At 37.4% G+C, this 14553-nt stretch carries 11 protein-coding genes; 6 read left to right on the forward strand and 5 right to left on the reverse strand.

What is annotated here, in order from left to right; translation table 11 throughout:
- Positions 1–300: 300 nt before the first annotated feature.
- A complete protein-coding gene (locus tag GWI97_RS17820; RefSeq protein ID WP_161752164.1) occupies positions 301–1950 on the reverse strand; it encodes an alpha-keto acid decarboxylase family protein in 1650 nt (549 codons plus the stop codon).
- Positions 1951–2098: 148 nt separating this feature from the next.
- Here GWI97_RS17820 and GWI97_RS17825 point away from each other — a divergent pair, with 148 nt between their 5' ends.
- Together GWI97_RS17825 and dld are read left to right on the forward strand one after the other, a co-directional pair.
- Complete coding sequence (locus GWI97_RS17825) at positions 2099–2986, forward strand: LysR family transcriptional regulator (protein WP_036937777.1); 888 nt, start codon at positions 2099–2101, stop codon at positions 2984–2986.
- A 231-nt stretch (positions 2987–3217) separates the two neighbouring features.
- Positions 3218–4987, forward strand: a complete 1770-nt coding sequence (gene dld, locus GWI97_RS17830; RefSeq protein ID WP_036937775.1) for a D-lactate dehydrogenase — start codon at positions 3218–3220, stop codon at positions 4985–4987.
- A 67-nt stretch (positions 4988–5054) separates the two neighbouring features.
- On the opposite strand, the gene sbcB is transcribed toward dld, so the two are convergent.
- Positions 5055–6485: an exodeoxyribonuclease I gene (sbcB, locus tag GWI97_RS17835; protein ID WP_087803569.1), complete on the reverse strand. Its 1431-nt coding sequence runs from the start codon at positions 6483–6485 to the stop codon at positions 5055–5057.
- Positions 6486–7061: 576 nt separating this feature from the next.
- Between sbcB and tmaR the strand changes: the two genes are divergently transcribed.
- A complete protein-coding gene (tmaR, locus tag GWI97_RS17840) occupies positions 7062–7400 on the forward strand; it encodes a PTS system regulator TmaR (protein WP_036937771.1) in 339 nt (112 codons plus the stop codon).
- 174 nt (positions 7401–7574) lie between these two features.
- Here the strand turns inward: tmaR and rne are convergent, their stop codons facing one another.
- On the reverse strand, positions 7575–11066 hold the full coding sequence (gene rne / locus GWI97_RS17845; RefSeq protein ID WP_161752165.1) for a ribonuclease E: 3492 nt from the start codon (positions 11064–11066) through the stop codon (positions 7575–7577).
- Positions 11067–11598: 532 nt separating this feature from the next.
- Here rne and rluC point away from each other — a divergent pair.
- On the forward strand, positions 11599–12552 hold the full coding sequence (gene rluC, locus GWI97_RS17850; protein WP_036937767.1) for a 23S rRNA pseudouridine(955/2504/2580) synthase RluC: 954 nt from the start codon (positions 11599–11601) through the stop codon (positions 12550–12552).
- Between the two features lie 96 nt (positions 12553–12648).
- Here rluC and GWI97_RS17855 read toward each other — a convergent pair whose 3' ends face one another.
- Together GWI97_RS17855 and GWI97_RS17860 are read right to left on the reverse strand one after the other, a co-directional pair.
- Positions 12649–13044, reverse strand: a complete 396-nt coding sequence (locus GWI97_RS17855; protein WP_087803566.1) for a hypothetical protein — start codon at positions 13042–13044, stop codon at positions 12649–12651.
- A 45-nt stretch (positions 13045–13089) separates the two neighbouring features.
- A complete protein-coding gene (locus GWI97_RS17860; RefSeq protein ID WP_036937761.1) occupies positions 13090–13689 on the reverse strand; it encodes a Maf family protein in 600 nt (199 codons plus the stop codon).
- 141 nt (positions 13690–13830) lie between these two features.
- On the opposite strand from GWI97_RS17860, the gene yceD reads away from it, so the two are divergent.
- Both yceD and rpmF read left to right on the forward strand, forming a co-directional pair.
- The gene (gene yceD / locus GWI97_RS17865; protein ID WP_036937758.1) at positions 13831–14364 is read left to right on the forward strand and encodes a 23S rRNA accumulation protein YceD; all 534 of its coding nucleotides are present in this window, start codon (positions 13831–13833) and stop codon (positions 14362–14364) included.
- A gap of 5 nt (positions 14365–14369) precedes the next feature.
- Complete coding sequence (rpmF, locus tag GWI97_RS17870) at positions 14370–14540, forward strand: 50S ribosomal protein L32 (protein ID WP_006537252.1); 171 nt, start codon at positions 14370–14372, stop codon at positions 14538–14540.
- Positions 14541–14553: the final 13 nt, after the last annotated feature.

The raw sequence follows: 14553 nt of genomic DNA on the forward strand, positions 1-14553 counted from the left end.
GGAGCTAATTTATATTATTTATGTTTATTTTTTATGACAGGGTATTATATTAAGAGATATATTTAAAGTTGGTTTTAATTTATTCATTAATAATGTTTTGATTATTTTCTACTACAATATACGATTATTTTAATGCGATATGATAAATGTGAGGATGAAACATTGGCATGCTCTATATATTTAAAATAAAAATTAGAACATGCCAATCATTTAATTTATACCTAACTTAATAAATGAAGGTTATCTAAGATTTTATCCATTTTTTTTATAATACTTCATTTATCATTTTATTCATTTATTTTAGAATGAATATAACGAACTTTTAGATTCTTTTAATTTTTTTGCTAATTCAGAAGATTCATATCGCTCTGTTACTATTTCGATGTAAGAGGCATTTTCTGTTGATTCGGCTACTTCAAGTGCCTTATTTAACTCATCTATCGTTGTAACTTTCACACAATGCCAATCTTTGGCACCGAAAGCTTTAGGTAATTGATGATAATTCCATTGAGCAAGATCGTTATAATAGGCTTCAGGATAATCACATAATAATCGTTCAATTAAATAACCATCGTTATTTAAAACAAGAATAATCGGTTTTAATCTAAAACGAACAAATTGACTTATTTCTTGTACGGTTAATTGATGTGAGCCTTCACCTGTAATTAAAATAACTCGTTTATCCGGCGCGGCAAGTGCAGCACCAAATGATGCGGGTGTTGCCCAACCAATAGAACCCCATAATGTTTGGTTATGGAACTGAGCACCTTCTGGTAATAGAGCAAAGCCTAATCCCATTGATGATGTGCCTGTTTCAGCAATAATAATATCGTTAGGTCTAAAGAATTTCTCTAATCGAGGATAGAGATATTGCGCTGTAACTTTACCGTTATCAGATAAAATTGCTTCTCCTAATCCCTTGACTTTAATCTGATGATAAGTTTTATTCGGTAATCGCTTTGTTAGTTCAGAGAGAATATCTTCCATATAAACAGAAGAATAGATAACGGAATCAATTTCAACATATTTTGGCATGATGTTGATAAATTGTTCTGGTTTAATATTGGTAGTGAAACTCCCTGCATTAAAGTCGGTCATCATTGCTCCGATCCCTAACACATATTCACTATTTTCGACAAATTCTCTGACATCTGGCGTCATTAATTGTCCATCATACATCCCAACATATTGAGTATTAGATTCATTTAATATGCTTTTATCCATAAACATAGTGGCATAAGGTAAACCTGTTTTATCAATAAAAGCTTGGACATTATCTGATAACCCTAAACGTGTGGATAAAATACCGGGTAATACGCAGATATTATTGCTTTGTGTAAGCTTATCAATAATCAGTGATACCACTTTTTCTAGTATTTCTTTATCACTTATTGGTTTTTTCTGTGTGGTAACAGAGGTGTTTTCTATCACTGGCATCACTGCATAATCAGATGGTAAACCAATATAAACAGGACGACGTTCTTTTAATGCTGTCGCAATTAAACGTTCCATTTCAGCGATGCAATTTTCTGGCGTTAATATTGCATGAGCACAAGCAAGACGCTGAGCTAATTGATAAAAAATATCAAAATCACCATTACCTAAGGTATGGTGAACAAGGCGTTTACTTTTTTGCACACCACTTGCTGGCATCCCAACTAAATGAAAAATAGGCAGATTTTCTGCATAAGAGCCAGCAATAGCATTAATCGCACTTAATTCTCCAACTCCAAATGTGGTTGATAACGCAGCCATACCTTTAATTCGAGCATAACCATCAGCAGCATAAGCAGCATTTAATTCGTTACAGTTACCAATCCAACGTATATGGTTGCTATTACAAATCGTGTCTTCTATAGGAAAAGCGTAATCACCGGCAACACCAAAAACATCACTTATACCTAAGTCATATAATCGGTTTAGCATATATTCAACAACAGTCTTATTCATATTATCTCCAGAATATCCAAATAATAATCTGTAAAAATAGTATTATTCATTTATATTATGCTTAATGTTTTACCGCGGATATAAATCAATATGAAATGGTTTATTATTATTGATGGTATAACTAAATGTAATAAGGTAAATATTACTAATGGATATTCGTACATTACGTTATTTTGTTGAAGTCATTCAATTAAATGGTTTTAGCCGAGCTGCTGATGCTCTATTTATTACTCAGCCTGCAATTAGTCGTAGCATTAAAAAATTAGAAAATGAATTAGGTGTTATTTTATTGGTAAGAGAAGTTGATGGCGTAAGATTAACTGATGATGGCGCGATACTTTTTGAACATGCAAAAAAGATACTCGCACAATTTAATAGTATGAATAAAGCCCTTCAGGACAAGTCAGGAGCATTAACAGGAACATTAAATGTTGGATTACCTCCGGTAATAGCTTCGACGTATTTTGCCGATATTATTATGGCATTTAGTTCTCTACACCCTCAGGTTGAACTGAAAATATTTGAATTGGGAACTAAACAAATGGCAGAAGCGATGGTTGAGGGAAAAGTAGAAACAGCGGCCGTGGTATTACCTTTTAATAATGACATATTTGAATTAACGCCTTTTTCAAAAGAAAGTCTGATGCTATTAGTGTCTCCATCACATCCTTTAGCCATCAAAAAAGAAGTGCATTTTAAAGAGTTAATAAGTGAGCCTTTTATTTTTTTCTCTGAAGATTTTCGCATTAATGATTTAGTTTATAGCGCCTGCGGTATTTATAATACAAAGCCTATTATTGCAGGACGTAGTAACCATTTAGATTTAATTATAGCGATGGTAAAAGCGGGTGTAGGTGTAACACTATTGCCTGGGAGTATGTGTAATAAAAATCCCATTGATGACTTAATCGTGCTTCCTGTTGTTGAACCGACATTGTCATATCAATTAGCATTAGCAAATAATAAAAGTAGTTATAAAAGTCGAAGTTGCCAAGCATGGGATCGGTTAGCAAGAGAAAAGCTAATAATAGAATAAAATAGTAAATTAAGGTTTATCTATATTCTATTTAAGAAATAAATATCAAAAATATTTTTTAATAGCAAAAATAACTGAACATAAAAATGTCATTTTTTTCGGAAATGTGGATAGCAGTATAAAAGCAGTTATATAAATGATAAGTTTATATTTTGCACGTAGTCTTATGAGTAATAATAAAAACGAGCAAAATACAAATTAATCAGACAAGACAGGAATAGGATAGGGAACATGAATGAAAGTAATAGCTCTGTAAATCAACATTTTATTCGTAAACTTGAAAGTATTGTTGGTAAAAAACAGGTATTAACACAAGCACATAAAACAGAACGTTATCGTAAAGGCTTTCGTTCGGGACAAGGCAAGGCATTAGCGGTTGTATTTCCTGCCAATTTATTAGAACAATGGCGTGTTTTTAAAACCTGCGTTGAAGCTGATAAAATTATTATTATGCAAGCAGCGAATACGGGATTAACAGAAGGTTCGACGCCTAATGGTGATGATTATGATAGAGATATCGTGATTATTAGTACATTACGCCAAGATAAAATACAAGTTCTTTCAGAACATAATCAAGTTATAGCCTTTCCTGGTAGTACGCTGTGGCATTTAGAAAAAGTATTAAAACCATTAGGGCGTGAACCTCATTCTGTTATTGGCTCGTCTTGTATTGGTGCTTCTGTTATTGGTGGGATCTGTAATAACTCCGGCGGAGCTTTAGTTCGTCGAGGGCCTGCTTACACTGAATTATCGCTTTATGCACGAGTTAATGAAAAAGGTGAAGCTGAATTAGTTAACCACTTAGGTATTGATTTAGGTGAAACCCCAGAAGAGATTCTAACGAATTTAGATAATCGTCATTACCACGAGAAACAAATACAAGTGACAGAAAAATTAGCGTCTGATCATGAATATCATGAACGTGTTCGTGATGTTGATGCCAATACGCCTTCTCGATTTAATAATGATGAACGTCGTTTATATGAAGCTGCGGGGAGTGCAGGTAAATTATCTGTGTTTGCGGTACGATTAGATACATTCCCTGCGGATCATCGCACCCAAGTCTTTTATATTGGCACTAATAATCCTGATGAACTTGAAGATATTCGTCGCCATATTTTAAGTCATTTTAAAAAGCTTCCTGTTGCAGGAGAGTATATGCATAGAAGCTACTATAAAATGGCTGAAGTATATGGAAAAGATACATTTTTAGTGATTGATAAATTGGGCACAGATAAAATGCCAACTTTATTTGCCGTGAAAGGGCGAGTAGATGCGGTATTAAATAAAGTGCCTTTTTTGCCTAAAAACATGGCGGATAGAATCATGCAGTTTATGAGCAAATTATGGCCAGCTCATTTACCTGAGCGTATGACAGATTTCCGCGATAAATATGAACATCATTTAATGTTAAGAATGGCTGATGACGGTATTGAAGAGGCATCTAGCTATTTAAAAGAATATTTTAAACAAGCTTCGGGTGATTATTTTGAATGTACTGAAGAGGAAGGTAATAAAGCATTCTTACACCGTTTTGCTGCCGCTGGTGCTGCTGTTCGTTATCATGCTGTTCATGTGAATGACGTTGAAGATGTCTTGCCATTAGATATTGCATTGCGTCGTAATGACAAAGATTGGTTTGAAAAATTACCACCAGAAATAGAAAGTAAATTACTTTATAAACTCTATTGTGGTCATTTTATGTGTCACGTTATGCATCAGGACTACATTATTAAAAAAGGTGTTGATGCGAAGGCGCTAAAAGCAGAAATGTTAGCGTTATTAGATAAACGTGGAGCAGAGTATCCCGCAGAGCATAATGTAGGCCATCTGTATTATGCAAAGCCACAATTAAAAGCGTTCTATAAACATAACGATCCGACCAATAGTATGAATCCAGGCATAGGTAAAACCTCGAAATTAAAATATTGGGGAGAAGAGTGCGGATGTGGGCAGGCTCACGCTGAGGTTAAAACTGAACGTATTGAAATCAAAAAATAATTGTTTTATATCGTGTTTATTAAGTTAAAAAGAGAGGCAGGATAAAACCTGCCTTTTGTCTTATTGTCTAACTCGCAATATCTTGAGCATATAAATAAAGCTCTTGTAGTTGTTTTAGCTTCTCTTCGTTATCGCTATATTCTTCTGCTAAAAGCTGGATCGTATTGATATATTCAGTCAGTTTTTCTGGCGTTAACATCTCTTTTCTATGAGCTAACCAACGTTGTTGCTCATCATCGTTGAGAGTGGAAGGATAATTTCTCGCACGATAGCGGAAAAATAGCGGTTCCATTCTTGCATCTTCAAACGTTAAATCTAAAGCGGGTAAATTTTGGGGCGGTGTTGAGCGGATAATGTCCATTGCACTACGGTCGTTATCACTAAAAAAGCCATTATAAATTTGAGAGTCAACATCATCAGAAACAACAAAAGGGGATTGTTGAGCGAAGAGTTCCACGACTTTATTGCGTATTTCAGGATGTGAAAATAAAATGGCTTGGTTATTTAAACAAGCATCAACATCTAAGCCTATTCTATCTGCATCTTGTGGTCTTAATGTATTTTGTGGTGCCACAATAGGGCATTTATTAATATGCAGTAATTTAATTGGAACAGGTGGTTCATCAACGGACAATTCACTGCGTGGCGTATATAAACGCTCACGTAATTGGTCTGATGTTAAGGTTAATAGCGGGGATATATCCGCAGATAAATCACACACAATAACCGCATTACGATTATCAGGGTGCCATGCCAATGGCGCCACAAGGCTTAAATTTGAGCGTGCTGCTCCAAACATACCTGAAACATGAACAATTGGCGTCATTGCAGGAATATCAATTAGTGCCTGTACTTTGCGTTTATCACGTAAATTAAAAAAATAATCAAACATACGCGGTTGTGCTTGTTTTAATTGTTTTGCCATCGCAATGGTGGCATAAACATCGGACATTGCATCATGCGCATTCTCATGAGAGATGCCATTGGCTTTGGTTAATAGCTCCAGACGAAAGCTTGGGAAACCGTCTTCATTTTCAGGCCAAACAATACCTTCTGGGCGTAGTGCATAACAGGCGCGTAAAACATCGAGCAAATCCCACCGAGAATTCCCTTTTTGCCAACTATAGGCATAAGGATCATAAAAATTACGATAAAAGATATTACGGGTTACTTCATCATCAAATCGAAGGTTGTTATATCCCATAATGCAACTATTAGGCTGACTAAACGCTTGATGAATTTGACGGGTAAATTCAGCTTCGATTAACCCGTTTTTTAACGCAATTTGTGGGGTTATTCCCGTTATCATCACTGCTTCAGGGTGAGGTAAATAATCGTCATTAGGTTTGCAATAAATCACGAGAGGATCTTCAATAATATTGAAATCCATGTCAGTTCTTATACCTGCGAACTGAGCAGGGCGATCTAGCGCTGGGTGTGTACCAAAAGTTTCATAATCATGAATATAAAATGTGGGCATTTTCGCTGAATTAGACAAGGTTTCCTACCGTAAATTTATTTGCTTATTGAGTTAAATTTTAAGTGAGATTTAAAAGTATTAACCCTTGCACTATTTAGTTGCGTTGGGTTTAAACATTATATATCTCTGTTTCGAGAGTGATGTGCCCCAAGCATAAAATTGCTAGCAATGCTCAATCGAGACATGGTAAACCATAATATAATAAACGTGAAATGTCATATTAAAGAGGATTCATGTCGAGCTTAATAATGAGCCTTTATATTTTTTCGCTCTCGCCAAAGAATTGCATACCAAATAAGGAGATTGATAGCAGTCTTCTAGACGATTTTTTCAATCCGCTATATGGATTTCAAGTTTGTAATAGAGGGGAGAGTAAAAATAAAATGAGACACTTTTACTCTTTCTACTGCATGATGTTATAGGATAAAAGATATGACTTAAAAGTTTTAAAATGACTGGCAGATAGACTGAAAGTATAAGGGATAATCACTCTTTTCAGTAATAATTGTAAACTTTGCTTGTTTATTGACACGATTAAGCGATAATCTTAAAGAGAGCTATTTATCTTAAATATCAATTGTAAAGGTGTAGGAAATGGATAACGCAAACAAGCCGTCTTTCCAAAACGTACTGGAGTTTGTGCGTATGTATCGTCGTAAAAACAAAATCCGTCGTGAGATCACTGACAATGAGAAAAAGATCCGTGATAACCAAAAACGTGTTCTTTTATTAGACAACTTAAGTGAATATATTAAACCAGGTATGTCTATCGAAGATGTACTGGGTATTATCGCAAATATGCGTAGCGACTATGATGATCGTGTTGATGATTATATTATTAAAAATGCAGATCTATCTAAAGAACGCCGTGAACTTTCTAAACAGTTAAAAGCGATGGGTGAAATTAAAAATCTTCCAGATCTAAAAGACTGATTGTTTTACTAAGCAAAATTCAGCCTCTGAATAGAAAATTCAGAGGTTTTTTTTATCTTATTTTTAGCACAATACGTTTTACTATTTTGATTCATTTAGTTAAAAAAAGAACCCACTAAAAGTGAGTTCTCAATTTAATAGTATTATCAAGATATTCTTAATAATGCCTTATTATCAATCTTGACTTTCCGTTTTCGTCATCACTGATGAAGCTTGGTTGGTAGAACAATGTCCACCAGCACCAGTCCGGCCTTTCTTATCAAAAGCAGGACGAGCTTCCCATGCTTTGATTTCAACCGCGACAGTGGCTTCATCAGATGCTGGTGCTTTCGTCATCGGTGCGCTTGCGTGTAGTTGGCGTACCACTGGTTCTTGACGAATAATAACGGTTGTCGGTTTGCTTTCTTTTACTGTTTCCGCTTTTGCTACAGGCGCTGAACTTACTTCTGACTGGCTTTCAGTCATAGCATCAACGATAGGCTCAGCAACAGTTTCAACATCACTTTCTTTGTGTTGTTCAACCGTTTTTTCGGTTTCAACAGGAGTGACAACTGGCTCTGGAGTAGACGTTTCACGCACTTCGCGTTCTATTGATGCTGGTGCAATAACCTCTTGTGCTACTTCTTCAGCCACCTCTGTACTTGTTTCCGCTTGTTGTGAAGCTTCATGCATATAAGCCTCAGTTGTGTTTAATACCGCAGAAATATTTTCTTTACGAGTGACATGTTCTTCGGTATTCACATCATTGATAACGTTGTCGACAACACTTTCTTCAACTTGATTTTCAATGATGTTATTTGCTACTGTTGGCGCTGATTGTGGCTCTATTGCAATAATTTCAGCAACAGCATCCGTGGTTGATTCACTACTAACAGTCACCGTGTAGGTTGATTCTGTAGTATCAGCTTGTTCAACTTTTGTAACAAGGGTTTCTGAAACTGCAGGAGCGATAGCGACCATTTGAGGATCAGCATGAGTAATGATGTTCTTTTCAACAAAACTCTCATTGTTGTTTTCAACATTATTCTCAATAATTGGAGCATCACTTACTGGTGTTACGGGGTAACTAATACATACTTTACCAGAAGCGAGTTCAGGTGATGCAACAGCCATGGCTAGAGGCATTGGTGACACGGTTAATGTACGTTCATCACGATAACGACGGCGACGTTGGCCACTGACACGTAAATGGCGAGGTGAACGGCGAGAACGACGAGGCATGACATTATCTTGCCCGTTGTTATCTTCAGTTTTATTGTCCTCTTGTGCTTTAGGTGCTGTATCTGGTAGAGCTTTTGCCGGTTGTGCCTCATTTGTTTCAACTTTTGCTATTGCAATAGCTTTAGGCGTTGTTTTTTCTGTAGGCGCAATTTTAGCTGGTGCGATAGCAACAGGCGGTTCTGAAATAGCCTTTTCTGTTGTTGCAACTGTTGCAACTGGTGCAATGGCTAACGGTGTATCGCTATCAGTAACACGTACAGATTGCGTTAATTGACGACGATTACGACGTTGCATAACAGGGCGACGAGGTTCTTCTTTCTTCTCATCAGCATTGTCTTTTTCAGTTGTATTTTTTTCACTAAGTGCAACTTGTGCTTTCGCAGCTTCCTGTTGTTGCTGACGTTTTTCTTCTTGGCGACGACGTTGTTCTGCGCGTTGTTCACGGCGTTGTTGGCGGCGCGCTTCACGTTCTGCAATCTCTTGTTCACTACTGACTTCAGTTGCTGGAGTCGGTTGTGGTTTTTGATTACGATTCTTACGATTCTCTTCGCTATTCGCGTTATCGCGATTACGATCGTTATCACGGTCGCGACGATTGTTGTTACGTCGATTGTTGTTATTACGACGTTCACGACGGTTATCTGTATTTTCTTTTTTGGTTTCCTGTGGTTTTTCTTGAGTTACCGCAGGTTCTGGTTCGTTACCAAATAAGTTAGAGAAGAATTTTGCAATAGAAGCAAAGAAACCTGTACCTTGAACTTGGGCTTGCTCTGATTTAACAGGCTTAGTTTGAGGCTGAGGAACTTTTTTACTTTTCGTTGTTTCAGTTGTGTTTTCTTCTTGTAATCCAAAGGCTGAAATAGCAGGTTGTTCAGGTGCTTTACGTTCTGTAGCAACATCGTCTTCAGTTTCATTTAACTGATTTTCGTGGAATTGCGCTAAGTTGTAGCTTAGAGACGTAATTTCTTCGCCCTTACGCACACGAATAACAGAGAAGTGAGGAGTTTGCATTTGGTCATTAGGGACAATAACCACTTTAACGTTAGATTGACGTAGTTCAATATCTGTTACTGCTTTACGTTTTTCGTTAAGCAAATAAGAGGCGATTTGAACAGGAACAATTGCATGAACTTCATGGGTATTTTCTTTCAGTGCTTCTTCTTCAATTAGACGTAACACAGAAAGTGACAGTGATTCGTTATCACGAATAGTGCCTGTGCCTAAGCAACGAGGACAAACATGATGGCTTGATTCACCCAATGAAGGACTTAAACGTTGACGAGACATCTCTAATAAGCCAAAGCGAGAGATGCGCCCAATTTGAATACGGGCACGATCTTGGCGTACGGCCTCACGCATTCTATTTTCAACTTCACGTTGGTGGCGTACTGGCGTCATGTCAATAAAGTCGATAACAATTAAACCACCGAGGTCGCGTAAACGTAATTGGCGTGCAATTTCGTCAGCTGCTTCTAAGTTAGTATTGAATGCTGTTTCTTCGATGTCACCACCACGAGTTGAGCGCGAGGAGTTAATGTCAATCGCCGTTAATGCTTCTGTAGTATCTATAACTAATGCACCACCAGAAGGTAAGCGAACTTCACGTTGAAACGCAGACTCGATTTGTGATTCAATTTGATAATGGCTAAATAATGGAACTGCGCCAGTGTAATGGCGAATTTTGCTAGCAAAATCACCACGTCCAATCGCTTCAATATGGCTACGCGCCATTTCAACGACTTTTGCGTTATCAATTAATATCTCACCAATATCAGGACGTAAATAGTCACGGAATGCGCGAACGATTACGTTGCTTTCTTGATGAATTAAAAAAGGTGCAGGGCGATTCTCTGCTGCTTTTTTAATGGCATCCCAGTGCCTTAGGCGATAGCTTAAATCTTGTTGTAGTGCTTCAGCAGATTTACCGACCCCTGCAGTACGTACAATTAGACCCATGCCATCTGGGATCTCAAGACTTGATAAGGCTTCTTTAAGTTCTGTACGGTCTTCACCTTCGATACGTCGAGAAATACCACCTGCACGAGGATTATTTGGCATTAACACCAAATAGCTCCCTGCAAGGCTGATAAAAGTGGTTAATGCTGCACCCTTATTACCACGCTCTTCTTTATCAACTTGAACAATAACTTCCTGGCCTTCTTTCAAGACATCTTTGATGTTAGGACGACCATGGGAGTGATAATTACTAGGAAAATATTCGCGGGCTATTTCTTTAATAGGAAGGAAACCGTGGCGTTCCGCACCATAATCAACAAAAGCGGCTTCTAAGCTGGGTTCAATTCGAGTGATTTTACCTTTATAGATATTCGCTTTTTTCTGTTCATGACCGGGGCTTTCGATATCCAGATCGTACAAGCGTTGCCCATCAACAAGGGCAACACGCAACTCTTCCTGCTGAGTTGCGTTAATTAACATTCTTTTCATATTGTGACTTACTCGTTATTTTCACGTTTTATAATGTGCCACCAACATACGTAATTACACTATTGATAACCGATGACCTCGTGTCTTTTACAAATGCGTCAACCTCACGGTTGTCGATTGTATAGAGGTGCAATATCTCGGTGAGTCTGATTTTCAGTTCAAAAATTCAGCACTCTTTAATTGAACACAATGTTTCAACTCAATAAGCGATGTATTTGTGGCATACTAAATTGTTTGATTTTCGACTATGTCTTACGCCATTGCTGCATTTTGAAAATCAAACAAACAAAATTTTCATAAATATACCTGATAAACATAATCAGGAGAGTCTGCATTATTCCATTGGTGTTAGGGTTATAGCAAGATGACTTTTCTGCTTTGGTGACTTTTTCTGTATAAATATGAGAGATTAGCTAATGTTTCGTCTTTTTCCCATTATTCAGGTTAAAATAGACGACAGAATTGATGTTATTTTGTGCACCATAAAGTTGTTTGTTATTTTTATTTTTAAGAGAGCCAAAGAATCGCCACTATGAAATCATTTAATCAAGTTCAGTTCGTCACCATTGATGGCGATGAAGCAGGCCAGCGTATCGATAATTTTTTACTGGCACGCTTAAAAGGTGTACCAAAAAGTATGATTTACCGAATTATCCGTAAAGGGGAAGTTCGGGTTAATAAAGGGCGAATTAAACCTGAGTACAAATTAAATGCAGGTGACAGTATTCGTATTCCACCTGTGAGAGTAGCAGAAAAAGAAGAAATTGCCGTATCGCCAAAGTTAGACAAAGTTTCCGCATTAGCCAATTGTATTTTATATGAAGATGATCATTTGATGCTGATTAATAAACCATCTGGTACGGCTGTGCATGGTGGTAGCGGTTTAAGTTTTGGTGTCATTGAAGGTTTACGTGCATTACGCCCAGAAGCCCGTTTTTTAGAGCTTGTGCATCGCCTTGATAGAGATACCTCTGGCGTATTGTTAATTGCGAAAAAACGATCAGCTCTGCGTGCTTTACATGAGCAGTTACGTTTAAAGCAGATGCAAAAAGATTATTTAGCTTTAGTTCGTGGTCAGTGGCAATCGCATACTAAAGTGGTGCAAGCGCCATTATTGAAAAATATTCTTCAAAGTGGTGAGCGTGTAGTAAAAGTGAGCAATGAAGGCAAACCTTCAGAGACGCGTTTTAAAGTGGAAGAGCGTTTCGGATTTGCCACTTTGGTGAAAGCAAGCCCAGTAACAGGAAGAACACACCAAATCCGTGTACATACATTACATGCAGGTCATCCTATTGCTTTTGATGATCGTTATGGTGATCGTGATTTCGATGCACAATTGGTAGGAACAAAACTCAATCGTTTATTTTTACACGCGAGTTCTTTGACATTCACACACCCTTCAACGGGTGAACAGATGCGGATTGAGGCACCCATGGATACCTCATTACGCCATTGTTTACAGGTATTGCGTAGTCAAAAATCTTAAATTCTTATTTCGGCAAAAAATTCGAATTCCCAATACGTCCAGTTAATTGGACGCATTGGGGCTTAAAACCATATGGAGCGGTTAATAAGAATACAATTAACCCTCTATTTTTGTCATACATTGCTCAACGATGTTATCAATATTCCACTCTTTAGGCAGTGATTTTGAACCATTTTTGCGCATTTCCATATCAACACGAATAAATTCAGTAATGCCATAATTTTTGATAATGCTGTCGTAGGTGCATCCACACACTTCTGTAATTTGAGGAATAAGTGCATCATCAGTAATGCCGGATCCTAATATGCAACTGCTGACAAAGTTCTTTTTGAATGAAGATGTGCTGTCATCTTTTTTATTCGAAATTACACTGTCTTGGACAATATTGTTGGCATTAGTTGTTTGAGCGGTTTCTGTGTCTTTTTCATCAGAACAACCCGCTAATGCTGTTGCCATCACTAACGCTATCAAGACGGATGTTAGTTTATTCATAATACGTTTTATCGCTACATAAGATTAAAAATAAGATGATCGGGTTTATTTTTGATCATCAGAGAAAAATAATGGGTTTATTCTTTGCGAGAGTAACATTTTATTCAATCGGATAAGTGGCAAACCAATTAAAGAATTTGGATCATCGCCTGCTAGTTTATCAAATAGAGTAATACCCAGCCCTTCAGATTTAAAACTTCCAGCACAATTGAAAGGCATTTCTTTATTTAAATAACTGATAATTTCATCATCGGTTAAATGACGAAAGTAAACTTGAAATAATTCACAATGCGTTTGGTGTTCTAAATTTAGGCTATTATATACAGTTAATCCAGTATAAAACGACACACATTGTCCTGATGCTTGTTTTAATTGTGCGAAAGCATTATCAAAATTATAGGGTTTACCTGTGATTTTTTTATTTAATACACAAACTTGATCGGCGCCAATAATAATGTGATGTGGAAATTTTGCTTGTAAAGCGCTGGCTTTTTCATAGGATAAGCGAGTGACAAGATCCTGAGCACACTCAGTGGGTATTGGGGTTTCGTCAATATCGGGAGATGCCTGTATAAAGGGCATTCCAAGCTTTTTTAGCAACTGAGCTCGAAAGGGTGAAGTAGACGCAAGAACGAGTGGCAACATATTTTTTTTAAAATCCGTAGCAAAATGATGCCTGACATTCTAAACTATGCGCCGCTGATAAAGCGAATTTTGGTGGAAAGGTGTAGATAACCCGCCTTTTTCTTTGACTATATTCCATTACAAAGATAATATGCGCGCCTTATGCAAAAGGTAAAATTACCCCTGACCATTGATGCGTTGCGAGCAGCTCAAAAGAATTTAGACTATGACGGTCATTATTCTCCAGAGCAAGTAAGCCGCTTAGCTGAATCGGTGGTCAGTGTGGACAGTAATATTGATGTGGCTTTATCATTTGATATTGACCATCAACGCCTTGCCGTGATTAAAGGACATTCCGATGTGGATGTGACTTTAGAATGTCAACGTTGTGGTGGCCATTTTCCTTATCATGTTCACGCAACATATTGTTTTAGCCCTGTTGTCAGTGATGAACGGGCCGAGGCATTACCGGAAGAATATGAACCAGTCGATGTAAACGAATTTGGTGAAATAGATTTGCTGGCAATGATTGAAGATGAAATAATCCTCAACTTGCCGGTGGTTCCGGTACATGATTTTGAACACTGTGAAGTGTCCGACGCGGATATGGTGTTTGGTGAACTCCCTGAGGAATTATCAGAGAAGCCGAATCCATTTGCCGTATTAGCCAGTTTAAAGAAAAGTACTAAGGAGTAAGGTCAATGGCCGTACAACAAAACAAACCAACTCGTTCTAAACGCGGTATGCGTCGTTCTCATGACGCGCTGACAGTAACTCAAGTTTCAGTTGACAAAACTTCTGGTGAAACTCACCTGCGTCACCATGTAACTGCTGACGGTTACTACCGTGGTCGCAAGGTTATCAACAAGTAATTAGCTTTATAGC

Origin of the sequence: Proteus sp. G2300 (genome assembly GCF_009915965.1) — a bacterium.
GTDB lineage: Bacteria > Pseudomonadota > Gammaproteobacteria > Enterobacterales > Enterobacteriaceae > Proteus > Proteus vulgaris.

Excerpts from the sequence above, each read along its gene's own strand:
- GWI97_RS17820 (WP_161752164.1), bottom strand. The coding sequence starts at position 1,950 with ATGAATAAGACTGTTGTTGAATATATGCTAAACCGATTATATGACTTA.
- GWI97_RS17825 (WP_036937777.1), top strand. The coding sequence starts at position 2,099 with ATGGATATTCGTACATTACGTTATTTTGTTGAAGTCATTCAATTAAAT.
- dld (WP_036937775.1), top strand. The coding sequence starts at position 3,218 with ATGAATGAAAGTAATAGCTCTGTAAATCAACATTTTATTCGTAAACTT.
- tmaR (WP_036937771.1), top strand. The coding sequence starts at position 7,062 with ATGGATAACGCAAACAAGCCGTCTTTCCAAAACGTACTGGAGTTTGTG.
- rne (WP_161752165.1), bottom strand. The coding sequence starts at position 11,066 with ATGAAAAGAATGTTAATTAACGCAACTCAGCAGGAAGAGTTGCGTGTT.
- rluC (WP_036937767.1), top strand. The coding sequence starts at position 11,599 with ATGAAATCATTTAATCAAGTTCAGTTCGTCACCATTGATGGCGATGAA.
- GWI97_RS17855 (WP_087803566.1), bottom strand. The coding sequence starts at position 13,044 with ATGAATAAACTAACATCCGTCTTGATAGCGTTAGTGATGGCAACAGCA.
- GWI97_RS17860 (WP_036937761.1), bottom strand. The coding sequence starts at position 13,689 with ATGTTGCCACTCGTTCTTGCGTCTACTTCACCCTTTCGAGCTCAGTTG.
- yceD (WP_036937758.1), top strand. The coding sequence starts at position 13,831 with ATGCAAAAGGTAAAATTACCCCTGACCATTGATGCGTTGCGAGCAGCT.
- rpmF (WP_006537252.1), top strand. The coding sequence starts at position 14,370 with ATGGCCGTACAACAAAACAAACCAACTCGTTCTAAACGCGGTATGCGT.